Consider the following 26229-nt stretch of genomic DNA (forward strand, 5'->3'; position numbering starts at 1 on the left):
CAAGCCCGTGTTAGCATCCGCGCCATGAAACTCCCAGGACGAATAACCAGTGGCGCGCTCCTGCTGTCTCTCAGCTGCGCGGTGCTGGCACAAAGTGAATTGGATGTACGGGTCAAACCGTCCAATGATGCGCTCAAGGCCAACGTCGAAGGTTACATCGGCGGCCTGGGTGATCGTGACGAGGAGGCCTTGCTGCGCTTCAGTCGTGGCGCCGAGGAGCAGGCACGCAAAGCCGCCCAGGCACTGGGCTACTATCAGCCGCGGATCGACAGCGAGGTCAAGGGCGGCAAGCCGCCTCGCCTGATCCTGAGCATCGACCCCGGCGAGCCGGTGCATTTGCGCAACGTCACCGTGCGCATCGACGGCCCGGCGGCCTCACTCAAGGCCTTTCGCGTACCCGACAACGCCGCCCTCAAGCCGGGCGCGGTGCTCAATCATGGCCGCTACGAAGACGCCAAGCGGACGATCCAGAACCAGGCTTCGCGCTATGGCTTCTTCAGCGGGCGATTCGTCAGCCAGAAACTGCAGGTGGACCCCCAGGCCGGCGTCGCCGATATCGAGCTGATCTACGACAGTGGGCCACGCTACACCCTGGGGGCGGTGAGTTTCGAGGGTGATACACCCTTCGACGAAGACCTGCTGCGACGCATGGTGCCCTTCAAGGCCGGTACGGCCTACGACTCCGAGTTGATCGCCGAACTGAACCAGGCCCTGCAATCGAGCGGGTACTTCGAAGGTGTGCGCGTGGATGCGGCGCCCACCGCCGCGACGGACAACGTGATCCCGGTCGCCGTCAAGCTCGACACCCGCAAGCCGCGCACCATGGGCCTGGGCCTGGGGTTCTCCACCGACGTCGGCCCGCGGGCCAAGGCCAACTGGACGCGTCACTGGGTCAATCCCCAGGGCCACAGCTACGGCTGGGAGACGGAAGTGTCGGCACCCCGGCAGAACGTCGGCCTGTGGTACGACGTGCCGCTGGACCCGCCACTGACCGACAAGCTGCGCTACGCCGGTGGTTATCAGTATGAAGAGCTGGCCGATACCGACAGCCTCAGCAAATTGCTGACCGTGGGGCCCGAGTGGCACAGCAAGTTGCCCAGTGGCTGGCAGCGGGTGATATCGCTCAAGTGGCAGCGCGAGGAGTATCGCCTGGGGGATGATTCGGGCCTGAGCACGCTGCTGATGCCGGGCGTTAGCTATTCGTACCTGCGCAGCGACAACCGTATCGATCCGCACAACGGTTATCGCTTGCAGTTCGACACCAAGGTTGCCAAGGAGGGGCTGGGGTCGGACAACAACGTGGTCTACGGCACGGCCATGGTCAAGGGCCTGACCACGGTGTTCGACAAGCATCGTCTGCTGGCTCGGGCCCAGGTGGGCGGCAGCGCCACCAATGGCTACAAATCCATCCCACCGTCCCTGCGTTTTTTCGCCGGCGGCGACCAGAGCGTGCGCGGCTACGATTATCAGAGCCTGTCGCCGGAAAACAACGAAGGCGATCGCATCGGTGGTCGCTACATGGTCGCCGGCAGCCTCGAATACCAGTACTCGATTGCGGAAAAATGGCGGGTCGCGACCTTCATCGATCAGGGGAACGCCTTCAACAGCCTTGAACTGCCAAGTCTCAAGACCGGCGTGGGTGTTGGCGTGCGCTGGGTGTCGCCGGTCGGTCCGATCCGCCTCGACCTGGCCCATGCACTGGACGACGAGGGCGGTATCCGATTGCACTTTTCCATGGGGCCTGAATTGTGAGTCGTGGTTTGAAAAGAACACTGCTGGTGCTTGCTGCGTTGCTGGCATTGGTCGTGCTGACACTGGGCACCCTGCTGGGCACGCAGCCGGGTAGCCGTTGGATGCTGGGCCTGGTGCCGGGGCTGAGCGTGGAAAACTTCCAGGGGCGGTTGGGCGGACAGTGGAGCGCCGACCACCTCTTGTGGCAGCAGGACAGCCGCCGCGTGGAACTCGATGGAGTGATATTCGCGTGGTCGCCGCTGTGCCTGGCGCGCATGACCTTGTGCATCGAACAGCTCAAGGTAGATAAAGCCAGCCTGCAACTGCCACCCTCGGTCGACGCGCCGAGCAGTGGTCCGCTGAGCTTGCCGGACCTGGACTTGCCGGTCGCCATCGAGTTGGGAGAGGTACAGGTCGGCAGTCTGACGTTCAACGGCAGCGAACAGCTCAAGGGCTTGCAACTGGTTGCCCATTGGACCGCGTCGGGCTTGCAGATCGATTCGGTGCAATTGCAGCGTGATGAGCTGAGCCTGAAGCTTTCCGGGCTGTTGAAACCCGCAGGCAACTGGCCGCTGAAAGCCCAGGGGAGGTTGACCTTGCCGGCGCCGGGCGATACGCCGTGGGCGCTGGACCTGACCGTCGACGGCGACCTGCTCAAGACCCTCAACGTCAACGCCGACAGCAGCGGCTACCTGCAAGGTCGGCTGGCCGGCGAGCTGCAACCGTTGGCGGACAACCTGCCCGCCAAGGTGCGCATCACCGCCGACGGCTTCAAGGCCAGCGCCGATCTACCGGACACGCTGCTGCTCAATCAACTGGAACTGACCGGTGAAGGTGACCTGAAAAACGGCTATCAACTGCTTGGCAAGGCCACGCTGCCCGCCGAGCAGGGACCGGTGGCGCTGTCGCTGCAAGGCAAGGTGGACGCCGGTGGTGCACAGATCGCTGGCGTGGACCTGAACGCCGGTGACCGGCAGAGTTTGAACGTGACCGGGCAGGTGGACTGGCGCGAAGGTCTGAGTGCCGACGCGAAAATCGCCTGGCTGGATTTCCCCTGGCATCGCCTCTATCCGCTGATCGACGAGCCGCAGGTGACATTGCGCAACTTCAACGGTGAAGTCTCTTACACCGACGGTCAGTACCTGGGGAATTTTCAGGCCGCGCTGGACGGCCCCGCGGGGGCCTTCAGCCTGGGCAGCCCGTTCAGTGGCGACCTGACGCAGATCCATTTGCCGCAGCTCCAGCTCGCGGCGGGGCAAGGCAAGGCCGAAGGGCACCTGGACCTGCAATTTGCCGAGGGCATTGCCTGGGATACCGCGCTGGACCTGTCGGCCATCAACCCGGCCTACTGGCTCGGTGAACTGCCCGGCACCCTGGCCGGACCACTGCGCAGCAAAGGGTCGTTGAAAAACGACACCCTCAACCTCGACGCGGACCTGGACCTCAAGGGCAAGTTGCGCGGGCAGCCGGCGCTGTTCCAGGCCAAGGCCAGCGGCAGCGGTGAGCAATGGAACCTCGGCGCGCTGGACATCCGCCTGGGGGATAACCGCATCAACGGCAGCGCCAGCCTGCAACAGAAACTCACCGGCCAGATCGACATCAAGCTCGCGCGACTGGCCCAGCTCTGGCCGCAACTGCGCGGTCAGCTCAACGGCCGTATCGATGTGGCCGGGACCCTCAAGGCTCCCCAAGGCAAGCTCGGTCTGCAAGGCACTCAGCTTGCCTTCCAGAACAATCGCCTGCAGAGCCTGAACCTGGACGCCACCCTCGACAGCGCGCAGCGGGGCAAGGTCGATCTCAAGGCCAGCGACATCCGCGCCGGCGACACTGCATTGGGCGTGCTGACGGTCAGCGGTCAGGGGGATATCAAGCAGCAGAAACTCAGCCTGAATCTGCAAGGACCACAACTGAACACCGCCTTGGGGTTCGACGGCACACTGGATCAAGGCAACTGGCGCGGGCGCCTGAACAGTGGCGATCTACAGGTCGGCGGTCAGGACTGGCGGCTGCAAGCCCCGGCGAAGCTGGAGCGCCTGGCCAACGGCACGCTCAATTTCGGCGCCCACTGTTGGCGTTCCGGCCAGGCCAGCCTGTGCGGCGAAGACCAGCGCCTGATGCCGGAACCGAAGCTGCGCTATCACCTCCAGCAGTTCCCCATTGAAAGCCTCGCCCAGTGGATGCCCAAGGACTTTGCCTGGCAGGGCCGGCTCAACGCCGATCTGCAGTTGGACCTGCCGGCCAGCGGTCCGAACGGGCGGGTTCTGGTGGACGCCAGCGGCGGCACGCTGCGGATTCGAGATAAGGAACAGTGGCTGGATTTTCCCTACCAGACCCTGAAGCTGGACAGCCGCCTGACCCCCAAGCGCATCGACACTGAGCTGAATTTTGTCGGCGCCCGGCTTGGCGAACTGATGGTGCAGGCACAGATCAACCCACTGCCCGCCAGCAAACCCCTCAACGGCTCGTTCCGCCTGACCGGCCTGGACCTGTCCGTGGTCCGGCCGTTCGTGCCGATGGTGGAAACCCTCACCGGTCACCTCAACGGCAGCGGCACATTGTCCGGCGGTTTGCTGGCGCCCCAGGTCAACGGCGATCTCGTGCTCAGCGATGGCGAGGTGTCCGGGCCGGAACTGCCGGTCAGCCTCGAAGCCTTGCAGATGCGGGCGATGATCGCCGGTGAAACGGTACGCCTCGACGGCAGTTGGAAAAGTGGCAAGAGCGGGCAGGGCAGCCTGAGCGGCAACTTGGGCTGGGGCGAGGCCTTGAGCATGAACCTGGCGCTCAAGGGGTCGCAACTGCCGGTCACCGTGGAACCCTATGCGGTGCTGGAGATGGCGCCGGATCTCAACATCACGCTGCACGGCGAGCGGTTGTCGATTGCCGGCAAGGTGCTGGTGCCCAAGGGCGAGATCACCGTCCGCGAATTGCCGCCCTCCACCGTCAAGGTCTCGGACGACACGGTGATCGTCGGCCACCAGACCGAACAGGGCAAAGCACCGATGGCCGTGGCGATGGACATCGATGTAATCGTGGGCCAGGAGAAACTCGCGTTTTCCGGCTTCGGCCTGACGGCCAACGTCCAGGGTCAGGTACACATCGGCGACAATATGGACACCCGCGGCGAGCTCTGGCTCAACGACGGCCGTTACCGGGCCTACGGGCAGCGGCTGACGGTACGGCGGGCGCGGCTGCTGTTCGCCGGGCCCATCGACCAGCCCTACCTGGACATCGAGGCGATTCGCCAGACCGATGATGTGATCGCCGGCATCCGCTTGAGCGGGAGCGCCGAGCAGCCGGTCACGCAAATTTTCTCGGAACCGGCCATGAGCCAGGAGCAGGCGCTGTCCTATCTGGTGCTGGGGCGACCGCTCAGCACCACCGGCGAGGACAACAACATGCTCGCCCAGGCGGCACTGGGCTTGGGTTTGATGGGCAGTTCGGGGGTGACCACCAGCCTGGCAAGTGATCTGGGCATCAAGGATTTCCAGCTCGACACCCAGGGCAGTGGCGACGCCACCAGTGTGGTCGCCAGCGGCAACCTGTCGGAAAAACTCAGCCTGCGCTATGGCGTAGGGGTGTTCGAACCGGCCAACACCATCGCCCTGCGCTACAAGCTCAGCAAAAAGGTCTACCTCGAAGCCGCCAGCGGCGTCGCCAGCTCGCTGGACATCTTCTACAAGCGCGATTTCTAACCCCCCCCATATCCCCTGTGGGAGCGAGCCTGCTCGCGATAGCGGTCTATCAGTCAACTCATCACTGACTGGCACACCGCCATCGCGAGCAGGCTCGCTCCCACAGGTTTTTCTGCGTTCGTCGGACTTTTATGTAGCCTGCTAACGATTTGTTTGACATTTGCTGCCTAAGCAGTAATATCTCGACATACATTCACTGCCTAGGCAGCAAACGGTGTCCTGATGAAGCATTTCACTCCAGACGAATTCCACAACTGTCACCTCGGCATGCTGCTCGGACGGGCCGCGCTGCTCAAAGACCGGATCATCGACACGCACATGGAGCCGGTCGGCATTACGGCTGCGCAGTTCAAGGTGCTGATCATCATGGCCCAGCACGGCATCGATACGCCGGCCGAACTGTGCCGTTACCTGTCCCTGGACAGCGGCTCGATGACGCGCATGCTCGATCGCCTGGAGCAGAAGGGTTTCCTGGTTCGCCAGCGTTCGGCCGAGGACCGCAGGCAGGTGCGATTGGTCCTGACCGAAGCCGGCCAGGGGCTCGCCGATCGCCTGCCCTACATCGGTGCCGATGCCATGAATCAACTCGCTGGCGCCATCAGCCGCGAGGAGTTGCAGACCCTCGAACAGATCCTCAAGAAAATACTGCTCGCTGCCGGTGATCCCATCACTGTGTTGCGACTGGGGGACAAATGAAGCGTAAAACCTTGCGTACCCGGTTGAGCCTGGTGCTGCTGGCCATGAGCCTCGCGGGCTGTGCCAGCTACAGCGGCCTGAAGACCGAAGGCGTCAGCCTCGAGGCCCAGAACCTCAAGGCCGGGCAATCCCTCAATGGCGTCAAGCTGTCGCCGGCTTCATGGCCGAAAAGCGACTGGTGGTCCAGCCTGGGCGACCCGCAACTCGACGGTCTGATCCGTGAAGCCCTGCGCGACAGCCCGGACATGCAGATCGCCGGCGCTCGGGTGCATCAGGCCAGTGCCGCTGCCTACGCCGCCAACGCGGCGCGCTTGCCGACCCTGGATGCCAGCGGCAGTGTCAGCCGTTCGCGGCTGGCCCGTGACCAGGACCCGGCGGGGCAGGGCGGTGCGTACAGCACCCTGCGTTCGCTGAGCGTGGATTTCAATTACAACTTCGACCTCTGGGGCGGCCAGCGGGCGGCCTGGGAAGCAGCATTGGGCCAGGCTCGCGCGGCGGAAATCGACCGCCAGGCCGCGCAGTTGACCCTGGCCGCCGACGTGGCCCGGGCCTACAGCGACCTGGGGCAAGCCCACATCATTCATGACCTGGCCGCTGAAGACCTCAAGCGCACCCGGCAAATGCTTGATCTGAGCAAGCGTCGTCTCACTGCCGGGATCGACAGCGAATACCAGTTCCAACAGACCGAGAGCCTGGAAGCCAGCGCGAGTGCGACGCTGATCGACACGGAGAAACGCCTGCAAAGCGCCAAGATCGCCTTGGCAGTGCTGCTGGGCAAGGGCCCGGACCGTGGCAACGAAATCGCTCGGCCCAATGTGTTGCAAGCCAGTGCCGTCGCGTTGCCGTCGAACCTGCCGGCCGAGTTGCTGGGGCGCCGCCCGGACCTGGTGGCGGCACGCTGGCGGGTCGAGGCGGCGAGCAAGAGCATCGAAGCCGGCAAGACCAGCTTCTACCCCAACCTCAACCTGAGCGCGGCGGCGGGGGTGCAGTCCTTGTTGGGTGACGCGATGTTCGGTTCGGCCAGCCGCTTCTTCAACGTGGCGCCGACGGTGTCGCTGCCGATTTTCGACGGCGGGCGCCTGCGGGCGGACCTGGACGCCCGGGATGCCGACTATGACCTGGCGGTGGCGCAATACAACAAGAGCCTGGTCACGGCCCTTGGGGATGTCAGCGACACCATCAACCAGTTGCGTGACATCGCCCGGCAGATCGGGGCCCAGCAACACGCCACCGATATTGCCCAGAGTTCCTACGACACCGTGGTCCAGCGCTACGGCTCGGGCATCGGCAATTATCTGGACGTGCTGAGCATCGAGCAGCAACTGCTCCAGGCCCAGCGCCAATTGGCGACCCTGAACGCCGAGCAGATCGATTTGTCGATCCAATTGATGCAGGCCCTGGGTGGCGGTTTCGAGACCGACACCCTGGCTTCGGCCACGGCGGTTTCCGCCACGCCGCATAACTGATTCGAGGTATTTGTCATGGCCACCGCAGAAAATACTCAAGCATCCGAAAACCAACAGGACAACAACCCACGCAAGCGCAAGGTGATGCTGCTGGCGCTGGCAGTGATCGTCATTCTCGCCGGCCTGGGGGTCTGGGCCTGGCATGAACTGTACGGCCGCTGGAGCGAAAGCACTGACGATGCCTATGTGAACGGCAACGTGGTGGAAATCACGCCACAGGTCAACGGCACGGTGGTGAGCATCGGTGCCGACGATGGCGACCTGGTGCGCGAAGGCCAGGTGCTGGTGCAGTTCGACCCGAACGACGCCGAAGTCGGCCTGCAGAGTGCCCAGGCCAACCTGGCCCGTACGGTCCGCCAGGTGCGTGGGTTGTACAGCAATGTCGACGGCATGCGTGCGCAGGTCAATGCGCAAGAAGCCGAGGTGCAGAAGGCCCAGGAGAACTACAACCGACGCCGTAACCTGGCGGCCGGCGGGGCGATTTCCCAGGAAGAACTGTCCCACGCCCGGGATGACCTGACCTCGGCGCAGAACGCCCTCGCCAATGCTCGGCAACAACTCAAGACCACCAGCGCGTTGGTGGATGACACCGTGGTGTCGTCCCACCCCGACGTGCAGGCCGCTGCCGCACAGTTGCGCCAGGCCTACCTGGCCGACGCCCGCAGCACGTTGATTGCGCCGGTCACCGGTTATGTCGCCAAACGCACCGTACAACTGGGGCAACGGGTGCAGCCGGGCACGGCGCTGATGGCCGTGATTCCACTGGATCAGCTGTGGATCGACGCCAACTTCAAGGAAACCCAGCTGCGTGAGATGCGCATCGGCCAGCCGGTGGAGATCGAAACCGACCTCTACGGCAGCGATGTGAAGTACAGCGGCACCGTCGACAGCCTCGGCGCGGGAACGGGCAGCGCGTTTGCCCTGCTGCCGGCGCAGAACGCCACCGGTAACTGGATCAAGATCGTCCAGCGGGTGCCGGTGCGCATTCATGTCAACGCCCAGGAATTGGCCAAGCATCCGTTGCGGGTCGGGCTGTCCACCGTGGTCAGCGTCAACCTGCGGGATCAGAGCGGTCCGGTCCTGGCCCAGCAACCTCCGCAGAAAGCCTCGTTCAGCACCCAGGTCTACGACCGCCAACTGGCCGATGCCGACGCGATGATCACGCGCCTGATCCACGAAAACAGCGCTGCCGCGAGCAAGACTGCGCAGCGTTGAGGATCAGGTGAGACGTCTATCGACCTGTGGGAGCGAGCCTGCTCGCGATGGCGGCATGACAGTCGACTTTTATGTCATCTGATACACCGTTATCGCGAGCAGGCTCGCTCCCACAGGGGTGGCCTCTCTTCGCCGGATTCGTCTGCGAGTTTCACGTCCGTTTCGCTTCCTAGGATTTCGCAATGAGCAATAACGCGTCTTTCTCGCCGCCCAGCCTGTTGCTCAGCACCATCGGGCTGTCGCTGGCGACGTTCATGCAAGTGCTCGACACCACCATTGCCAACGTCGCCTTGCCGACCATTTCCGGCAACCTGGGTGTCAGCTCGGAGCAGGGCACCTGGGTGATCACTTCGTTCGCGGTGAGCAACGCCATCGCGCTCCCGCTGACCGGCTGGTTGAGCCGTCGGTTTGGCGAGGTGAAGCTGTTTTTATGGGCAACGATGCTGTTCGTGCTTGCGTCGTTCCTGTGCGGCATTTCCACGTCGATGCCGGAGTTGATCGGCTTCCGCGTGCTCCAGGGCCTGGTGGCCGGGCCGCTGTACCCGATGACCCAGACCTTGCTGATTGCGGTGTATCCGCCCGCCAGGCGGGGGATGGCCCTGGCGTTGCTGGCGATGGTCACGGTGGTGGCGCCGATTGCCGGGCCGATCCTGGGCGGCTGGATTACCGACAGTTATAGCTGGCCGTGGATCTTCTTTATCAACGTGCCCATCGGGGTATTCGCGGTGATGGTGGTGCGCCAGCAGCTCAAGGCGCGGCCGGTGGTGACCAGTTATCAGCCGATGGATTACGTCGGGCTGATCACACTGATCATCGGCGTCGGCGCGCTCCAGGTGATTCTCGACAAGGGCAACGACCTGGATTGGTTCGAGTCGAACTTCATCATTATTGGGGCGTTGATTTCGCTGGTTGCCCTGGCGGTGTTCGTGATCTGGGAAATGACTGACCGTCACCCGGTGGTCAATCTCCGCTTGTTTGCCTATCGCAATTTTCGCATCGGCACCATCGTGCTGGTGGGCGGCTATGCCGGGTTCTTCGGCATCAACCTGATCCTGCCACAATGGTTACAGACGCAGATGGGCTATACCGCCACCTGGGCCGGGCTGGCCGTGGCGCCCATCGGCATCCTGCCGGTGTTGATGTCACCCTTCGTCGGCAAGTACGCCCATAAATTCGACCTGCGCCTGCTGGCCGGCTTGGCATTCCTGGCCATCGGCCTGAGCTGTTTCATGCGCGCCGGGTTTACCAACGAAGTGGACTTCCAGCACATCGCCCTGGTGCAGCTGTTCATGGGGATCGGGGTGGCACTGTTCTTCATGCCGACCTTGAGCATCCTGATGTCCGACCTGCCGCCGCACCAGATTGCCGACGGCGCGGGGTTGGCCACGTTCCTGCGGACCCTGGGGGGCAGCTTTGCCGCGTCCCTGACCACCTGGATCTGGATCCGCCGGGCGGACCAGCACCATGCGTACCTGAGCGAGAGCATCAGCACCTTCGACCCGGCCACCCGCGAGGCGCTCAACCAGCTCGGCGGCGCGAGCCCGCCGGCCTATGCGCAGCTCGATCACATTCTGACCAGCCAGGCGTACATGCTCTCCACCGTGGATTACTTCACGCTGCTGGGCTGGGCGTTCATGGGCTTGATCGTGCTGGTGTGGCTGGCGAAGCCGCCATTTGCGGCGAAGGCGGGGCCGGCGGCCAGCGGGCACTGACCGGGACCTGAAACACAATCCGCTGTGGGAGCAAAGCTTGCTCGCGACAGCGGTGTGTCAGTCAACATCCATGCTGGCGGCGATAGTCATCGCGAGCAAGCTTTGCTCCCACAGGTCGCTCCCACAAGGGGGCTGTGTCTGTCAGTCGGTGGGGGCTGCCAGCAATGGTGGTGGGGCAAACCCAAACGGTGCCAACGCAAACCCCTGTTCATCCACCTGTAACGCCCAACCCTGCTTGTCCCAATCCCCCAACACGATGCGCCGGGCGGCGTGTTCGCCGAGTTGCAACTTATGGATAGCGGGGCGGTGGGTGTGGCCGTGGATCAGGGTCTTCACGCCATAGTGCTGCATGATCCGCGGAATTTCCTCGGGGGTGACGTCGACGATGTCGTTGGCTTTCATCCGCACCTGGGTCGTGCTTTCGCTGCGCAGCTTGCGCGCCAGCTTCTGGCGACTGCCCAGTGGCAGGTGGCGCAGGATGAACAGCGTGACCGGGTTGCGCAGCCAGCGCCGCAGCTTCATGTAGCCTTCGTCGCGGGTGCAGAGGCTGTCGCCATGCATCAGCAGCACCGGTTCGCCATTGAATTGCACGACGCTCGGGTCCTTGATCAGGGTGCAGCCAGCCGCCTTGCAGAAGGCTTGCCCCAGCATGAAGTCGCGATTGCCATGCATCAGGAAAATGGCCGTGCCGCTGTCGCTGAGTTCGCGCAGGGCCTGGCAGATGGAACGCTGGAACGGCGTCATGGCATCGTCACCGATCCACGCTTCGAAGAAGTCGCCGAGAATGTACAACGCCTGCGCCGAGCGGGCGCGGGTGGCGAGTAAATCCAGAAACGCCCGGGTGATATCCGGGCGCTCCTCTTCCAGATGCAAATCTGAAATCAGTAGGATCACTCAATGATCTCGGCTTTCTCGATGATCACGTCATCCTTTGGAACGTCCTGGTGGCCGGCCTTGGAGGTGGTGGCAACGCCTTCGATCTTGTCGACCACGTCCTGGCCTTCGATCACTTCACCGAATACCGCATAGCCCCAGCCCTGAGCGGTCTTGGCAGTGTGGTTGAGGAAGCTGTTGTCGCTGGCATTGATGAAGAACTGGGCCGATGCCGAATGCGGATCCATGGTGCGCGCCATGGCGATGGAGTATTTCTTGTTCGGCAGGCCGTTGTCGGCTTCGTTCTGGATGCTCGGGCTCTTGTCCTTCTTTTCCTGCATGCCAGGCTCGAAACCACCGCCCTGGATCATGAAGCCCTTGATCACGCGGTGGAACACGACGTTCTCGTAGTGACCCTTCTTGACGTATTCAATGAAGTTGGCAACGGTCTTTGGCGCCTTCTCGGCGTTCAGTTCCAGGACGATGTCGCCGTGGTTGGTGGTCAGTTTGACTTTGCTCATGATGACTACTCTTTCTAGGAATTCGTGGGTTTCGGGGCCCGGAAGCCCGCAACCGGTCTGGCTGCAATCGGCCAGGTTGGGCAGTTTAGCGTGCCAGGCACGAAATTCGAGGCGGTTTTTCACCCAGCGGCCGATTAAATTCAATCGTTTGCCGGCCTGGCCTGTCAGCGGCTTGACAGCATCGGCTATGATACGGGCTTTGATTTATCAGGCCGCACCCGGCCGCGCACTTGTAAGTTCAAGGATCCTATGAGCAAGCCCACTGTCGACCCTACCTCGAATTCGAAGACCGGCCCGGCCGTACCGGTCAATTTCCTGCGCCCGATCATCCAGGCGGACCTGGATTCGGGTAAGCACACACAGATCGTCACCCGTTTCCCGCCGGAGCCCAACGGCTACCTGCACATCGGCCACGCCAAGTCGATCTGCGTGAACTTCGGCCTGGCCGAGGAGTTCGGTGGCGTCACGCACCTGCGTTTCGACGACACCAACCCGGCCAAGGAAGACCAGGAATACATCGACGCGATCGAAAGCGACGTCAAGTGGCTGGGTTTCCAATGGTCCGGTGAAGTGCGCTATGCCTCGCAGTATTTCGACCAGTTGCACGACTGGGCGGTCGAGCTGATCAAGGCCGGTAAGGCCTATGTCTGCGACCTGACGCCGGAGCAGGCCAGGGAATACCGTGGCAGCCTGACCGAGCCGGGCCGGAACAGCCCGTTCCGTGATCGCAGCGTGGAGGAGAACCTGGACCTGTTCGCTCGCATGCGCGCCGGCGAGTTCCCGGACGGCGCGCGGGTGCTGCGGGCCAAGATCGACATGGCCTCGCCGAACATGAACCTGCGCGACCCGATCATGTACCGCATCCGTCACGCCCATCACCACCAGACCGGTGACAAGTGGTGCATCTACCCGAACTATGACTTCACCCACGGTCAGTCGGACGCCATCGAGGGCATCACCCACTCGATCTGCACCCTGGAGTTCGAAAGCCATCGTCCGCTGTACGAGTGGTTCCTCGAGCACCTGCCGGTGCCGGCCAACCCGCGCCAGTACGAATTCAGCCGTCTGAACCTGAACTACACCATCACCAGCAAGCGCAAGCTCAAGCAACTGGTGGATGAAAAGCACGTCAACGGCTGGGACGACCCGCGCATGTCGACGCTGTCGGGCTTCCGTCGTCGTGGCTATACGCCGAAATCGATCCGCAACTTCTGCGAGATGGTCGGCACCAACCGTTCCGACGGCGTGGTGGACTTCGGCATGCTGGAATTCAGCATCCGCGAGGACCTGGACCAGAGCGCTCCGCGTGCCATGTGCGTGCTGCGTCCGCTGAAGGTCGTCATCACCAATTACCCGGAAGGCCAGGTCGAGAACCTCGAGCTGCCTCGCCACCCGAAAGAAGACATGGGCGTGCGCGTCCTGCCGTTCGCCCGGGAAATCTACATCGACCGTGAAGACTTCATGGAAGAGCCGCCAAAAGGCTACAAGCGCCTGGAGCCGGCCGGTGAAGTGCGTTTGCGCGGCAGCTACGTGATCCGTGCCGACGAAGCCATCAAGGACGCCGACGGCAATATCGTCGAGCTGCGTTGCTCGTACGATCCCGACACCCTGGGCAAGAACCCGGAGGGTCGCAAGGTCAAGGGCGTGATCCACTGGGTGCCGGCCGCCGCCAGCGTCGAGTGCGAAGTGCGCCTGTACGATCGCCTGTTCCGCTCGCCGAACCCGGAAAAGGCCGAAGACAGCGCCAGCTTCCTGGACAACATCAACCCTGACTCCCTGCAAGTGCTTACTGGTTGTCGTGCCGAACCCTCGCTGGGCAACGCACTGCCGGAGGACCGTTTCCAGTTCGAGCGCGAAGGCTACTTCTGCGCGGATATCAAGGACTCGAAACCAGGTAGCCCGGTATTCAACCGTACCGTGACCTTGCGCGATTCCTGGGGTCAGTGATCAAGTCTTAAGGGAAACCCTGTGCTTACGATCTACAACACGCTCACCAAGAGCAAAGAAGTCTTCAAGCCGCTGGATGGCAACAAGGTGCGCATGTACGTGTGCGGCATGACCGTGTACGACTTCTGCCACCTGGGCCACGGCCGCAGCATGGTCGCCTTCGACCTGGTGACCCGCTGGCTGCGTTTCAGTGGGTATGACCTGACGTATGTACGCAACATCACCGACATCGACGACAAGATCATCAACCGTGCCAACGAGAACGGCGAGTCGTTCGAGGCGTTGACCGAGCGCATGATCGCGGCGATGCACGAGGATGAGGCGCGCCTCAATATCCTCAAGCCGGACATGGAGCCGCGGGCCACCGATCATATCCCTGGCATGCATGCGATGATCCAGACCCTGATCGACAAGGGTTATGCCTACGCGCCGGGCAATGGCGACGTGTACTACCGCGTCGGCAAGTTCATGGGCTACGGCAAGCTGTCGCGCAAGAAGATCGAAGACCTGCGCATCGGCGCGCGGATCGAAGTCGGCGAGTCGAAACAGGACCCGCTGGATTTCGTACTGTGGAAAGCCGCCAAGCCGGGTGAGCCGAGCTGGGATTCGCCGTGGGGCAAGGGCCGTCCGGGCTGGCACATCGAATGCTCGGTGATGTCTACCTGCTGCCTGGGCGAGACCTTCGATATTCATGGCGGCGGCAGCGACCTGGAGTTCCCGCACCACGAAAACGAGATCGCCCAGAGCGAAGCAGCCACCGGCAAGACCTACGCCAACGCGTGGATGCATTGCGGCATGATCCGGATCAACGGCGAGAAGATGTCCAAGTCCTTGAACAACTTCTTCACCATCCGCGACGTGCTCGACAAGTACCACCCCGAGGTCGTGCGTTACCTGCTGGTGTCAAGTCACTACCGCAGCGCCATCAACTACTCGGAAGACAACCTCAAGGACGCCAAGGGCGCCCTGGAGCGTTTCTACCATGCGTTGAAAGGCCTGCCGAACGTGCCGGCCGCCGGTGGCGAGGCATTCGTGGCGCGGTTTACCGAGGTGATGAACGACGACTTCGGTACGCCGGAAGCGTGCGCGGTGCTGTTCGAGATGGTGCGCGAGATCAACCGCTTGCGTGAGAGCGATCTCAATGCAGCGGCGGGCCTGGCGGCACGCTTGAAGGAACTGGCCAGCGTGCTGGGTGTGTTGCAGCTCGAGGCAGACGACTTCCTCCAGGCCGGCGCCGAAGGCCGTGTGGACGCTGCCGAGGTCGAGGCATTGATCCAGGCGCGCCTGAACGCGCGGGCCAACAAGGACTGGGCCGAATCCGACCGCATCCGCGACCAGCTCACCGCCATGGGCGTAGTGCTGGAAGACGGGAAGGGCGGGACAACCTGGCGCTTGGCTGACTAGGGCCTTCATGTGGGAGCGAGCCTGCTCGCTCCCACATTGTTCCGGGTGAACCCGGCACCCATGTACATCCCCGATCTCTGTGGGAGCGAGCCTGCTCGCGATAGCGTCAGATCAATCAACACCTTCGTTGAGTGCTGAACCGCTATCTCGAGCAAGCTCGCTCCCACAATTTTTTGTGTCCAGCCTTCCGATCTTTCTTTTATGAGCTAGTACTGTCAGGTCGATTCGACGTTCTCTCTGACGGGTACCTTCCATGTTGGCTCATTGGTCTCTCGCGGCAATTCATCTCCTGGCGTTCGCCCTCGGCTTGTGGGCAGTGCTCACGCGCGGTACGGCGCTGCGACGCTTGGCCGGTGGTGCGGATGCGGTTCGAAACGTATTGATGGCGGATACCGTGTGGGGCCTGTCGGCCCTGGTCCTGCTGGTGACCGGCGGGATGCGCGCTTTCGGCGGCTATGAGAAAGGCACGGACTATTACCTGCATCAACCCTTGTTTCATCTGAAGATGACCTTGCTCCTGTTGATCCTGCTGCTTGAACTCGTGCCGATGATCACCTTGATCAAATGGCGAGTGGCGCTGGGCAAAGGGACAACGGTCGACGCTTCAAAAGCCGGCCGGTTGGCCCGGATCAGTCACATCGAAGCCTTGCTGATGGTATTGATGGTGGTCGCCGCCACTGGCATGGCCCGGGGCGTGAGCATGAGCTGACTGGCACGAACACCCGCTTCATCGCCATTAAAACGAAACGTCCGACAGCCATGCTACGAGTCATGGCATTAATATCGGTGTCACGGGGTGGACGCAGAAGCAGGGGCGGGGTGACGCGGAGGGAGGCACGGACGGCCCGAATCTTTAGCCAGCCAATGCGATGATGCAAACGGGCTGGCTACGGACTGCTGCAAGGCTCAGGGAGTTTGCGGCTTGTCGGGGGCAGTGAGGCCCGCCTGAATGCGCTGATAGATCTCTTCGCGATGCACGGCGACGTTTTTCGGGGCATTGATGCCGATACGGACCTGTTGGCCGCTAACGCCCAGAATGGTGATCGTGATGTCGTCACCAATGTTTATGCTTTCACCGACTTTGCGGGTGAGTATCAGCATGGTGTTCTCCTTGATTACTTTATTAGGGCACCTGATTCAGACAGTGCAGATGTCGGTACTGCTTATAGATTAGTGCTAAGTGGCACAATGTGGGTGCCTCTTTCTGACGTGCAGATGCAGCATTAATTCCCAGGGTGCGACTATACAGAGAGACCGGGCAGGATTCTCGTGTTTTGCGTACTGTTTGCGGGGTTCTTGGTGGATGTGAGTGCTAAAATCTTTCCCTCATGTCTTCCAGAGGAAACGTTGTGCGCAAATTGGCTTGGGTTATCGCGGTGTTGATGCTGGCGGGATGCGGTGAGGGGCGTGAGGTCGAAGCACCGAAGCCGAAGCCATTCGCGTCCTCCGCACCAGCAGTCGCTGCTGCGCCGCAATGGGGGGTCGAGGTTCGGGGCGAGACGCCGCAGGCTATCAGCGACCTGACCGGATGGCTGATCGAGCATAGCTTCATGTCGAGCGTGGTCAGGGAAAATGGCAAGGAGCGGGTCCTGGTCGGACCGTTCAGCTCCAAGGCCGAGGCCGAGGCCAAGCATGAGCAGGTCACTGCAGCTCTGGTTCGGGCCAAGAAGCGTAACATCGAGACGCAGGTGGTGGATTTCCCGACGGCTCAATGATCGGATAGAACAAACCTGTGGGAGCGAGCCTGCTCGCGATAGCGGTGAATCAGTCGATGCTGAAGTGACTGACATACCGCTATCGCGAGCAGGCTCGCTCCCACAGTTGCTTTGTGCTGTTCACAAATACAGGTCAGCCGCAGGCTTTCAGGTCCACCGGGCCCACGAACTCGTTACCACGCCCCATGACGCAGGCCACGCTCTGGTTGCGTTGGCGTTCCCAGCTTTCCACCGGGTAGGTCTTGTCCCAGGCTTCGTACAGGCGCCGGTCCTGTTTCGACAGTTGCAGGCCATATTGCTTGCTCATGTAGAAATATGTTCGGGCGATCATTCCTCGAATGGACGGCCGTGGCATGACTTTCTTCGCCTTGAAATCCACCTGGGTCAGGCATGAGCCGTATTGGCCCTTTTGCACCGGCAGCCAGCCGAAGCTGAAGTTGTTCCGATCACCGTTCACTTCCCCGATGCTGGGCACCAGGTTGTGAAGATCGGCTTCGGCCCGTTGATAGACCGGGTCGTAGCGGGTGCAGTTCTTGCGCCCGCCTTGTTGCCAGCACTGACGCTGATGACCGATCTGCCACGCCGGAACGATATGTTCCCATTCGATACGGGCGGCGCGACTGGCGTTCTTGCGCGGTACATAACCGCAAGCCGCCAGGTTGACGCGATTGCCGGTGTACTTGCAGCCGCAATAGAACTCGGTGGATTGCGGGGCGTAGAGTTTCCAGGCGACTTTCTTGGCTTCGTTGAAGGTACGAGGGGCCCCGGCCTGGGCGCCTGTGGCGATGAGCACAAGCAGTAAAGCAACACAGCGGACTTTCATCGGACTCAATCTTCCTTCGGCACTACCCAGAAAACCTGCACACCACCATCGTCGCGATAGGCGAGGGTCACGTTGTCGTTCTCGTCGATTTCTTCCAGCAGGCGCTCCCATTCCTCCATGGGTTCGTCGGGAAGGCGAAAGATCAGGGCTGCCTTGGCTTTTTGTGCGGTGGGGGCGTTGATGATTTTCGAGACCCGCAGGCCGAGTTTTGTATAGGAATCTAAGGGGGTAGTTGCAGCGGAGGGCGTGGCCACAGGATTATCCTTATTAAGCTGTACGTGCATACAGTATTTAACCGTAGGCATTTACGCAACTGCTTAAAATTCAAGAAAATCGTCTGACAGCGCTTTTGACGTTTTGGTGTGGGAAAAAATGATTATTTATCGCTAAGACTGAAAAGCTGACAGCGGTAACTTCAGGTACGCTGTCCAGCGCGATGGGTTCGAAGCGGTGGCGTGATCACTAGACCCTGTGAACGCAACCGCAACGTTGACAAATCCCCAAAGCCTTACCATAGTTCACTTCACGCAAACGTTTGCGCGGCGTTCCGTGCACTGATTTGCTCACAATAATCATAAGATCGGAGTGAACCCATGAAGTTGCCATTCGCTGGACGCCTTCTCGCTGTCGCCATGCTCGCGGCCGCATCCACTGCGTTGCCGTTCTCCTCGGCATTCGCCCAGACCGCTGAAAAACCCAAGGTCGCCCTGGTCATGAAATCCCTGGCCAACGAATTCTTCCTGACCATGGAAGACGGCGCCAAGGCCTATCAGAAGGAACACTCCGCCGATTTCGACCTGATCTCCAACGGGATCAAGGATGAAACCGACACAGCCAACCAGATCCGCATCGTCGAGCAGATGATCGTGTCCAAGGTCGACGCCCTCATCATCGCGCCCGCCGATTCCAAGGCCATGGTGCCGGTGATCAAGAAAGCCGTCGACGCCGGTATCACGGTGATCAACATCGACAACCAACTCGACCCCGCCGTGGTCAAGAGCAAGAACATCAACGTGCCGTTCGTAGGCCCCGACAACCGCAAGGGTGCGCGCCTGGTCGGTGAATACCTCGCCAAGCAGCTCAAGGCCGGTGACGAGGTCGGCATCATCGAAGGTGTGTCCACCACCACCAATGCCCAGGCGCGGACCGCAGGCTTCAAGGATGCAATGGAGGCGGCGCAGGTCAAGGTCGTTTCCCTGCAATCGGGCGACTGGGAAATCAACAAGGGCAACCAGGTGGCCGCGTCGATGCTCAGCGAATACCCGAACATCAAGGCGTTGCTGGCCGGTAACGACAGCATGGCGGTGGGCGCGGTGTCGGCGGTGCGTGCCGCCGGCAAGGCAGGCAAGGTGCAGGTGGTCGGTTACGATAACATCAACGCCATCAAACCCATGCTCAAGGATGGTCGTGTCCTGGCGACCGCCGACCAGTTTGCCGCCAAGCAGGCGGTCTTCGGTATCGAGACGGCCCTTAAGATCCTCAAGGGCGAGAAAGTCGACAGCGGTGCCAACGGTGTGATCGAAACGCCGGTCGAGCTGGTTACGAAGTAATCGTCCTGGCGATGTAGTGGTGCTCGCCCATTCGGGCGAGCACATGGAGAGTCTTTATGTCCGTTTTCGACCCGAACGCTGTCCTGACTGTCAGTGGCATCGGTAAAACCTATGCCCAGCCAGTACTGACCGACATCGACCTGACGTTGATGCGTGGTGAGGTATTGGCACTGACCGGTGAAAATGGCGCCGGTAAAAGTACCCTGTCCAAGATCATCGGTGGGTTGGTGACACCGACGACCGGGCAGATGCAATTCCAGGGACAGGATTATCGCCCCGGCAGCCGTACCCAGGCCGAAGAGCTGGGCGTGCGGATGGTCATGCAGGAACTCAACCTGCTGCCGACCCTGTCCGTGGCTGAGAACCTGTTCCTCGACAACCTGCCCAGTCGTGCCGGCTGGATCAGCCGCAAGCAGTTGCGCAAGGCCGCGATGACAGCCATGGCGCAGGTAGGGCTCGATGCAATCGATCCCGACACCCCGGTCGGCGAGCTGGGCATCGGTCACCAGCAGATGGTCGAGATCGCCCGCAACCTGATTGGCGATTGCCATGTGCTGATTCTCGACGAGCCGACCGCCATGCTGACGGCGCGCGAGGTCGAGATGTTGTTCGAACAGATCACTCGCTTGCAGGCCCGGGGCGTTTCGATCATTTATATTTCCCATCGCCTCGAAGAGCTGGCACGGGTCGCCCAGCGCATTGCGGTGCTGCGCGACGGTAATCTGGTCTGCGTCGAGCCGATGGCCAATTACAACAGCGAGCAGTTGGTGACGCTGATGGTCGGTCGGGAGCTGGGCGAGCACATCGACCTGGGCCCACGGCAGATCGGTGCGCCGGCACTGACCGTCAAGAGCCTGAGCCGTTCCGACAAGGTTCGCGATGTGTCCTTCGAAGTCCGCAGTGGCGAGATATTCGGCATCTCCGGCCTGATCGGGGCAGGGCGTACCGAACTGCTGCGGCTGATCTTCGGCGCCGATGCAGCCGACAGCGGGACCGTGGCGTTGGGTTCACCGGCCACCGTCGCCAATATCCGCTCGCCGGCCGATGCGGTGGCCCATGGCATTGCCTTGATCACCGAGGACCGCAAGGGCGAGGGCTTGTTGTTGACCCAATCCATTGCCGCCAACATCGCCTTGGGTAACATGCCGGAGATTTCCAGTGCCGGTATCGTCAACGGCAGCGACGAACTGTCCCTGGCCCGGCGGCAGATCGATGCCATGCGCATCCGCAGCTCCAGCCCGACACAGCTGGTGTCTGAATTGTCGGGTGGCAATCAGCAAAAGGTGGTGATCGGTCGCTGGCTCGAACGCGATTGTTCGGTGCTGTTGTTCGACGAGCCCACCCGTGGTATCGACGTCGGCGCGAAATTCGACATCTATGCGTTGCTTGGCGAATTGACCCGCCAGGGCAAGGCGCTGGTCGTGGTGTCCAGCGATCTGCGGGAGCTGATGCTGATCTGTGACCGGATCGGCGTGCTGTCCGCCGGACGCCTGATCGACACCTTCGAGCGCGACAGCTGGACCCAGGATGACTTGCTTGCCGCCGCATTCGCCGGCTACCAGAAACGTGACGCGTTGCTCAACGAAGCGGCGCCTAGGGAATTTTCATGAAAACCGCATCTGCCGTCAGCAAGCCGAGTGGCAACTTCTATGGCCTCGGCACCTACCTGGGCCTGGCCGGCGCGCTGCTGGCCATGGTCGCGCTGTTCTCGGTCCTGAGCAGCCACTTCCTTTCCTATGACACGTTCAGCACCCTGGCGAACCAGATTCCCGACCTCATGGTGCTGGCGGTCGGCATGACGTTCATCCTGATCATCGGCGGCATCGACCTGTCGGTGGGCTCGGTGCTGGCGCTGGCGGCCTCGACGGTCAGCGTCGCCGTGCTCGGTTGGGGCTGGAGCGTCTGGCCCTCGGCCTTGCTGGGCATGGCCGTGGCGGCGCTGGCGGGGACCGTCACCGGTTCGATTACCGTGGCCTGGCGGATTCCATCGTTCATCGTCTCCCTGGGCGTGCTGGAGATGGCCCGCGGCCTTGCGTACCAGATGACCGGGTCCCGGACGGCTTATATCGGCGACTCCTTCGCCTGGTTGTCCAACCCGATTGCGTTCGGTATTTCACCGTCCTTCATCATTGCCTTGCTGGTGATCTTCATTGCCCAGGCCGTTCTGACCCGTACGGTGTTCGGTCGCTACCTGATCGGCATCGGCACCAACGAAGAAGCGGTGCGCCTGGCCGGTATCAATCCGAAACCCTACAAGATCCTGGTATTCAGCCTGATGGGCTTGCTGGCCGGTGTGGCGGCGCTGTTCCAGATTTCCCGTCTGGAGGCAGCGGACCCGAATGCGGGTTCCGGGCTCGAGCTGCAGGTCATTGCCGCCGTGGTGATCGGTGGTACCAGTCTGATGGGCGGGCGCGGTTCGGTCATCAGTACCTTCTTTGGCGTGTTGATCATCTCCGTGCTGGCGGCGGGCCTGGCGCAGATCGGCGCGACCGAGCCGACCAAGCGCATCATCACCGGTGCGGTGATCGTGGTCGCGGTGGTGCTGGACACCTACCGCAGCCAACGCGCCAGCCGGCGGTCCTGAGCCATGGCGACGATCAAGGATGTAGCGGCGCTCGCGGGGATTTCCTATACGACGGTGTCCCATGTCGTAAACAAGACCCGGCCGGTCAGCGAAGAGGTGCGGCTCAAGGTCGAGGCGGCGATCAAGCGCCTCGACTATGTTCCCAGCGCGGTAGCCCGTTCCCTCAAGGCCAAGACCACGGCGACCATTGGCCTGCTGGTGCCCAACAGCCTCAACCCTTACTTTGCCGAACTGGCCCGGGGGATCGAGGATTACTGCGAGCGCAACGGTTATTGCGTGATCCTGTGCAACTCCGACGACAACCCGGACAAGCAGCGCAGTTACCTGCGGGTGCTGCTGGAAAAACGCATTGATGGCCTGATCGTCGCTTCCGCCGGTGGCGACGCCGGCCTGGCTCAGGGACTGGCCGGCGTGCGCACGCCCATGGTCATCGTCGACCGTGGGCTGGACGGCGTCGATGCGGACCTGGTGCGCATCGATCACGAATATGGCGCGTACCTGGCGACCCGGCACCTGCTGGAGTTGGGGCACCACGATATCGCCTTTATCGGCGGGCCGGCGGACACCAGCGTGGCGCAGATGCGCCTGGCCGGTTACTGCCGTGCGCTGAAAGAGGCGGGGATCGAACTGCCCGTCGAGCGTATGCTCGAAAGCGATTTCACCAGCACGGGCGGTTACCGCGCCGCAGCCGAGTTGCTTGAACGCCAGCCACCCAGCGCGATTTTTGCGGCCAACGACATGATTGGCATCGGTGTGCTGCGAGCCGCCGCCGAGCGCAATGTGCGGGTGCCCAGCGAACTGTCGGTCATCGGTTTCGACGATATCCAGATGAGCCGCTATGTCTATCCGGCGCTGACCACGGTGGGGCAATCGATCCTGCAACTTGGCGAAATGGCGGCGGAAGTGTTGTTGCGGCGGATCGCCGCGCCCGGGCTTGCCACTGATCAACGGATCGTGACGCCCAGCATTGTCTTGCGAGAGTCGACTGCGCCGCTGTCCGGCGCATTCGCCCAGTACCGCTGAACCGAATGGATGAGTAGTGACGTATGTCTGCAAAAGTAGTGGTAATTGGCAGCCTGAACATGGACCTGGTGACGCGCGCGCCGCGTCTGCCCCGGGGCGGTGAAACGCTGATCGGCGAGTCGTTCTCCACCATTGCGGGGGGCAAGGGCGCCAACCAGGCGGTGGCTGCCGCGCGCCTGGGCGCGCAAGTGTCCATGGTCGGGTGCGTGGGCAGTGATGCCTATGGCCAGGAGTTGCGAGGCGCGCTGCTGGCCGAGGGCATCGATTGCCAGGCGGTCAGCGTCGTGGAGGGGGCCAGCGGCGTGGCGTTGATCGTGGTCGATGACAACAGCCAGAATGCGATTGTCATCGTCGCGGGTGCCAATGGTGCCCTCACGCCTGAGGTCCTGGACGGTTTCGACCAGGCGCTGCAAGACGCCGATGTCATCATCTGCCAGCTCGAAGTGCCCGACGCCACGGTCGGCCATGCACTCAAGCGCGGCCGCGAGCTGGGCAAGATCGTCATTCTCAACCCGGCACCGGCTTCCCGTGCGCTTCCAGCCGACTGGTACGCGTGTGTCGACTACCTGATTCCCAATGAAAGCGAAGCGGCCATGCTGAGCGGGCTGGCGGTGGACTCCCTGGAAACCGCCGAAGCGGCCGCGGCGCAGTTGATCGCCGCCGGCGCCGGTAAGGTGGTCGTGACGCTGGGCGCCCAAGGGCTGATGTTCGCCAACGGCTCTAGCTTCGAACACTTCCCGGCGCCGCGGGTCAAGGCTGTGGACACCACGGCGGCGGGGGATACCTTTGTCGGTGGCTTCGCGGCGGCCCTGGCCAATGGAAAAACCGAAGTCGAGGCGATTCGTTTCGGTCAGGTCGCCGCGGCGCTGTCGGTCACCCGTGTCGGGGCCCAGCCCTCCATCCCCACTTTGCTGGAAGTACAGGCTTTTCAATCATGAAAAAGACACCCTTGTTGAATGTGGCCCTCTCACGACTGATCGCCTCCCTCGGTCATGGCGATAAGGTGGTCATTGGTGATGCCGGGCTGCCGGTCCCTCCCGGGGTCGAGTTGATCGACCTGGCCCTGACCCACGGCATTCCCGATTTCGTCAGTACCCTGAAAGTGGTGCTCAGCGAAATGCAGGTGGAAAGCCATGTGTTGGCCACTGAAATCTTCGATAAGCAACCCTCGGCCCTGTCGACGCTGGAATCGTTGCAGACCGAAGGTGCAATGGGGGCACGGGAGTTGGTCAGTCATGAGCAATTCAAGGTCCTCAGCCGACAAGCTCGGGCGATTGTTCGCACAGGAGAATGCTCTCCGTACTGCAACGTTGTACTGATTGCTGGAGTCACCTTCTAAAACCCCGCACAAGGAGTGCACCATGCACCGCTATGCTCAGAAAATGCATCAACTGTTCCGGAGTCTGCTGCTGTTGTCACTGATCACCGCTACGAGCGCCCAGGCGGCGGAAAAAATCGATCTGATCATCGACACCGATCCCGGGGCCGACGACGTGGTCGCCTTGTTGTTTGCCCTGGCATCCCCCGAAGAATTGCAGATCCGTGCGCTGACCACCGTTGCGGGCAACGTGCGCCTGGACAAGACCTCCCGCAACGCTCGTCTGGCCCGGGAATGGGCAGGGCGCGAAGACGTGCCGGTATACGCCGGTGCGCCGAAGCCGATGATGCGCACCCCTATCTACGCGGAAAACATCCATGGCAAGGAAGGCCTGTCGGGTGTCACCGTCCATGAGCCGAAAAAAGGGTTGGCCAAGGGCAACGCCGTCAACTACCTGATCGACACCCTCAAGACGGCCAAACCCCACAGCATCACCATTGCCATGCTCGGTCCGCAGACCAACCTGGCCCTGGCGCTGATCCAGGAGCCGGACATCGTCCAGGGCATCAAGGAAGTGGTGGTCATGGGTGGCGCGCACTTCAATGGCGGCAACATCACGCCGGTGGCCGAATTCAATCTGTTCGCCGACCCGCAGGCCGCCGAGGTGGTCGCCAAAAGCGGTGTGAAGCTGACCTACCTGCCGCTGGACGTGACCCACAAGATCCTCACCAGTGAAGCTCGCCTCAAGCAGATCGCGGCCGTGAACAACAATGCCAGCAAGCTGGTGGGCGATATCCTCAACGAATACGTCAAGGGCGATATGGAGCACTACGGCATGTCGGGCGGGCCGGTGCATGACGCGACGGTGATTGCCTACCTGCTCAAGCCGCAGCTGTTCACCGGTCGCTCGGTCAATGTCGTGGTGGACAGCCGCGAGGGACCGACCTTCGGGCAGACCATCGTGGACTGGTACGACGGCCTGAAGGCGCCCAAGAATGCATTCTGGGTGGAAAATGGCGATGCCCAGGGCTTCTTTGACCTGTTGACCGAGCGTCTGGCGCGTCTCAAGTAATCCGCCTCAAGCACAAGACCCGTGGGCGCGAGCCGCTCGCGATAGGATTTTCAGTCGACAATAATGTTGGCTGGTCCGCCGCCATCGCGAGCAAGCTCGGCTCCCACCGGTTCCTGGTGTCGCCTCACTTCACGGCATCGATGGCGCTCGGGTAGCGTTCGAATGCTTGCTGGATGAAGTTCCGGGCCACCTCCGTGCCCAATTCCTTCACCAACAGCTCTATACCAATGATTGCCAGTTCCTCGGGGCTGCCAGGGCTATAGGAGCTGTGGCCCTCCGACCATTTGGCATTGATGGTGGCTTCGATGCTGATGATGCTCATGGCAGGACTCGCGGGTTGAGAGGTCTGTAGGTTGAGTTAACCACTTTTGCCCAGGGTTTGGCACTGCGACTTAGGCATCGGGTAAGGGCTGTGCGACACTTGTTTCTTTAATTGTTCAAGGAGTTCGCCGTGCAGATCGATTTGAACGCGCCTGACGGGCTGACCCTCGACGCCGTTCGCCAGTTGCTGGCATCGGCCAGCGACGACGAACACACGCAATTGCGCGTGACCAAGGGCGGTATCGCCTATCTGTCTTCGGGTGTGGTGGGGGGGACCGACATCGATGGCTTGCTGTTTCGGCTCGAAACGTGGGCAAAGGGGTCGGGATATGTCGGACGGGTCGCTGCCAGTGACGAGGTCTGGGTCATGCAGATCTACAATGCCCTGAAAGACAATTGGCCGAATCCACCTTTCGACTACATTGACGTTTATTGAGTGTCGAACATATTCAGTCACGATTCATGTCTGACCGGAGGTGTCGGCTCAGGCAAACTGCCGGTTTTCCAGGTGGGAGCGCTAGAGCGGCCCTTCCGTTGAAACCAAGCTTCGTTTGGGTTGTCGCACG

At 61.9% G+C, this 26229-nt stretch carries 24 protein-coding genes; 18 read left to right on the forward strand and 6 right to left on the reverse strand.

What is annotated here, in order from left to right; genetic code table 11:
- Positions 1 to 24 precede the first annotated feature (24 nt).
- From ACODTO_RS12075 to ACODTO_RS12100, 6 genes are all read left to right on the forward strand, one after another.
- Positions 25 to 1752 (forward strand): autotransporter assembly complex protein TamA, encoded by a 1728-nt coding sequence (locus ACODTO_RS12075; protein ID WP_489106488.1) that lies wholly within the window; start codon positions 25 to 27, stop codon positions 1750 to 1752.
- Positions 1749 to 5423 (forward strand): translocation/assembly module TamB domain-containing protein, encoded by a 3675-nt coding sequence (locus tag ACODTO_RS12080; protein WP_489106489.1) that lies wholly within the window; start codon positions 1749 to 1751, stop codon positions 5421 to 5423. The genes ACODTO_RS12075 and ACODTO_RS12080 overlap by 4 nt, the downstream gene beginning before the upstream one ends.
- A 222-nt stretch (positions 5424 to 5645) precedes the next feature.
- Positions 5646 to 6119, forward strand: a complete 474-nt coding sequence (locus ACODTO_RS12085; RefSeq protein WP_041022605.1) for a MarR family winged helix-turn-helix transcriptional regulator — start codon at positions 5646 to 5648, stop codon at positions 6117 to 6119.
- Positions 6116 to 7585, forward strand: coding sequence for an efflux transporter outer membrane subunit (locus ACODTO_RS12090; RefSeq protein ID WP_489106490.1), 1470 nt, complete (start codon positions 6116 to 6118; stop codon positions 7583 to 7585). Before ACODTO_RS12085 ends, ACODTO_RS12090 begins: the two co-directional genes overlap by 4 nt.
- Positions 7586 to 7600: 15 nt before the next feature.
- Positions 7601 to 8800, forward strand: coding sequence for an HlyD/EmrA/EmrK family protein (locus tag ACODTO_RS12095; protein WP_139644428.1), 1200 nt, complete (start codon positions 7601 to 7603; stop codon positions 8798 to 8800).
- 182 nt (positions 8801 to 8982) lie between these two features.
- On the forward strand, positions 8983 to 10512 hold the full coding sequence (locus ACODTO_RS12100) for a DHA2 family efflux MFS transporter permease subunit (RefSeq protein ID WP_139644426.1): 1530 nt from the start codon (positions 8983 to 8985) through the stop codon (positions 10510 to 10512).
- A 141-nt stretch (positions 10513 to 10653) separates the two neighbouring features.
- Here the strand turns inward: ACODTO_RS12100 and ACODTO_RS12105 are convergent, their stop codons facing one another.
- Together ACODTO_RS12105 and ACODTO_RS12110 are read right to left on the reverse strand one after the other, a co-directional pair.
- Entirely contained in the window at positions 10654 to 11406 is a 753-nt protein-coding gene (locus ACODTO_RS12105) for a UDP-2,3-diacylglucosamine diphosphatase (protein WP_175362038.1), read from the reverse strand.
- Positions 11403 to 11906, reverse strand: coding sequence for a peptidylprolyl isomerase (locus tag ACODTO_RS12110; RefSeq protein ID WP_024781009.1), 504 nt, complete (start codon positions 11904 to 11906; stop codon positions 11403 to 11405). The genes ACODTO_RS12105 and ACODTO_RS12110 overlap by 4 nt, the downstream gene beginning before the upstream one ends.
- Before the next feature lie 249 nt (positions 11907 to 12155).
- Here ACODTO_RS12110 and ACODTO_RS12115 point away from each other — a divergent pair, with 249 nt between their 5' ends.
- The 3 genes from ACODTO_RS12115 (at position 12156) to ACODTO_RS12125 (ending at position 15966) form a co-directional block, all read left to right on the forward strand.
- Complete coding sequence (locus ACODTO_RS12115) at positions 12156 to 13853, forward strand: glutamine--tRNA ligase/YqeY domain fusion protein (protein ID WP_139644424.1); 1698 nt, start codon at positions 12156 to 12158, stop codon at positions 13851 to 13853.
- A 21-nt stretch (positions 13854 to 13874) separates the two neighbouring features.
- The gene (gene cysS / locus ACODTO_RS12120) at positions 13875 to 15257 is read left to right on the forward strand and encodes a cysteine--tRNA ligase (protein ID WP_175362040.1); all 1383 of its coding nucleotides are present in this window, start codon (positions 13875 to 13877) and stop codon (positions 15255 to 15257) included.
- Positions 15258 to 15510: 253 nt separating this feature from the next.
- Positions 15511 to 15966, forward strand: coding sequence for a DUF2214 family protein (locus ACODTO_RS12125; protein WP_489106491.1), 456 nt, complete (start codon positions 15511 to 15513; stop codon positions 15964 to 15966).
- 197 nt (positions 15967 to 16163) lie between these two features.
- Here ACODTO_RS12125 and csrA read toward each other — a convergent pair whose 3' ends face one another.
- Positions 16164 to 16358, reverse strand: coding sequence for a carbon storage regulator CsrA (gene csrA / locus ACODTO_RS12130; protein ID WP_003179932.1), 195 nt, complete (start codon positions 16356 to 16358; stop codon positions 16164 to 16166).
- A gap of 248 nt (positions 16359 to 16606) precedes the next feature.
- On the opposite strand from csrA, the gene ACODTO_RS12135 reads away from it, so the two are divergent.
- Positions 16607 to 16972, forward strand: a complete 366-nt coding sequence (locus ACODTO_RS12135) for an SPOR domain-containing protein (protein ID WP_139644417.1) — start codon at positions 16607 to 16609, stop codon at positions 16970 to 16972.
- Between the two features lie 133 nt (positions 16973 to 17105).
- On the opposite strand, the gene ACODTO_RS12140 is transcribed toward ACODTO_RS12135, so the two are convergent.
- Entirely contained in the window at positions 17106 to 17795 is a 690-nt protein-coding gene (locus ACODTO_RS12140; protein ID WP_047700657.1) for an endonuclease, read from the reverse strand.
- A 5-nt stretch (positions 17796 to 17800) separates the two neighbouring features.
- Positions 17801 to 18100 (reverse strand): DUF1654 domain-containing protein, encoded by a 300-nt coding sequence (locus ACODTO_RS12145; RefSeq protein ID WP_052126365.1) that lies wholly within the window; start codon positions 18098 to 18100, stop codon positions 17801 to 17803.
- 288 nt (positions 18101 to 18388) lie between these two features.
- Between ACODTO_RS12145 and ACODTO_RS12150 the strand changes: the two genes are divergently transcribed.
- Genes ACODTO_RS12150 through ACODTO_RS12180 form a run of 7 tightly spaced genes read left to right on the forward strand, consistent with a single transcriptional unit; the run spans position 18389 to position 25342 of the window.
- The gene (locus tag ACODTO_RS12150; protein WP_041024379.1) at positions 18389 to 19345 is read left to right on the forward strand and encodes a sugar ABC transporter substrate-binding protein; all 957 of its coding nucleotides are present in this window, start codon (positions 18389 to 18391) and stop codon (positions 19343 to 19345) included.
- A 56-nt stretch (positions 19346 to 19401) separates the two neighbouring features.
- A complete protein-coding gene (locus ACODTO_RS12155) occupies positions 19402 to 20955 on the forward strand; it encodes a sugar ABC transporter ATP-binding protein (protein WP_489106492.1) in 1554 nt (517 codons plus the stop codon).
- Positions 20952 to 21929, forward strand: a complete 978-nt coding sequence (locus ACODTO_RS12160) for an ABC transporter permease (RefSeq protein ID WP_041024377.1) — start codon at positions 20952 to 20954, stop codon at positions 21927 to 21929. Before ACODTO_RS12155 ends, ACODTO_RS12160 begins: the two co-directional genes overlap by 4 nt.
- A gap of 3 nt (positions 21930 to 21932) precedes the next feature.
- A complete protein-coding gene (locus ACODTO_RS12165) occupies positions 21933 to 22952 on the forward strand; it encodes a LacI family DNA-binding transcriptional regulator (RefSeq protein ID WP_175362044.1) in 1020 nt (339 codons plus the stop codon).
- 23 nt (positions 22953 to 22975) lie between these two features.
- Positions 22976 to 23890 (forward strand): ribokinase, encoded by a 915-nt coding sequence (gene rbsK / locus ACODTO_RS12170; RefSeq protein WP_139644411.1) that lies wholly within the window; start codon positions 22976 to 22978, stop codon positions 23888 to 23890.
- Positions 23887 to 24291, forward strand: coding sequence for a D-ribose pyranase (rbsD, locus tag ACODTO_RS12175; protein WP_489106493.1), 405 nt, complete (start codon positions 23887 to 23889; stop codon positions 24289 to 24291). Before rbsK ends, rbsD begins: the two co-directional genes overlap by 4 nt.
- Positions 24292 to 24313: 22 nt before the next feature.
- On the forward strand, positions 24314 to 25342 hold the full coding sequence (locus tag ACODTO_RS12180) for a nucleoside hydrolase (protein ID WP_139644407.1): 1029 nt from the start codon (positions 24314 to 24316) through the stop codon (positions 25340 to 25342).
- Between the two features lie 124 nt (positions 25343 to 25466).
- Here ACODTO_RS12180 and ACODTO_RS12185 read toward each other — a convergent pair whose 3' ends face one another.
- Positions 25467 to 25664, reverse strand: a complete 198-nt coding sequence (locus ACODTO_RS12185; RefSeq protein WP_139644405.1) for a hypothetical protein — start codon at positions 25662 to 25664, stop codon at positions 25467 to 25469.
- A gap of 129 nt (positions 25665 to 25793) precedes the next feature.
- Here ACODTO_RS12185 and ACODTO_RS12190 point away from each other — a divergent pair, with 129 nt between their 5' ends.
- Positions 25794 to 26099, forward strand: coding sequence for a hypothetical protein (locus tag ACODTO_RS12190; RefSeq protein ID WP_139644403.1), 306 nt, complete (start codon positions 25794 to 25796; stop codon positions 26097 to 26099).
- Positions 26100 to 26229: the final 130 nt, after the last annotated feature.

Source organism: Pseudomonas sp. FG13 (genome assembly GCF_057809755.1).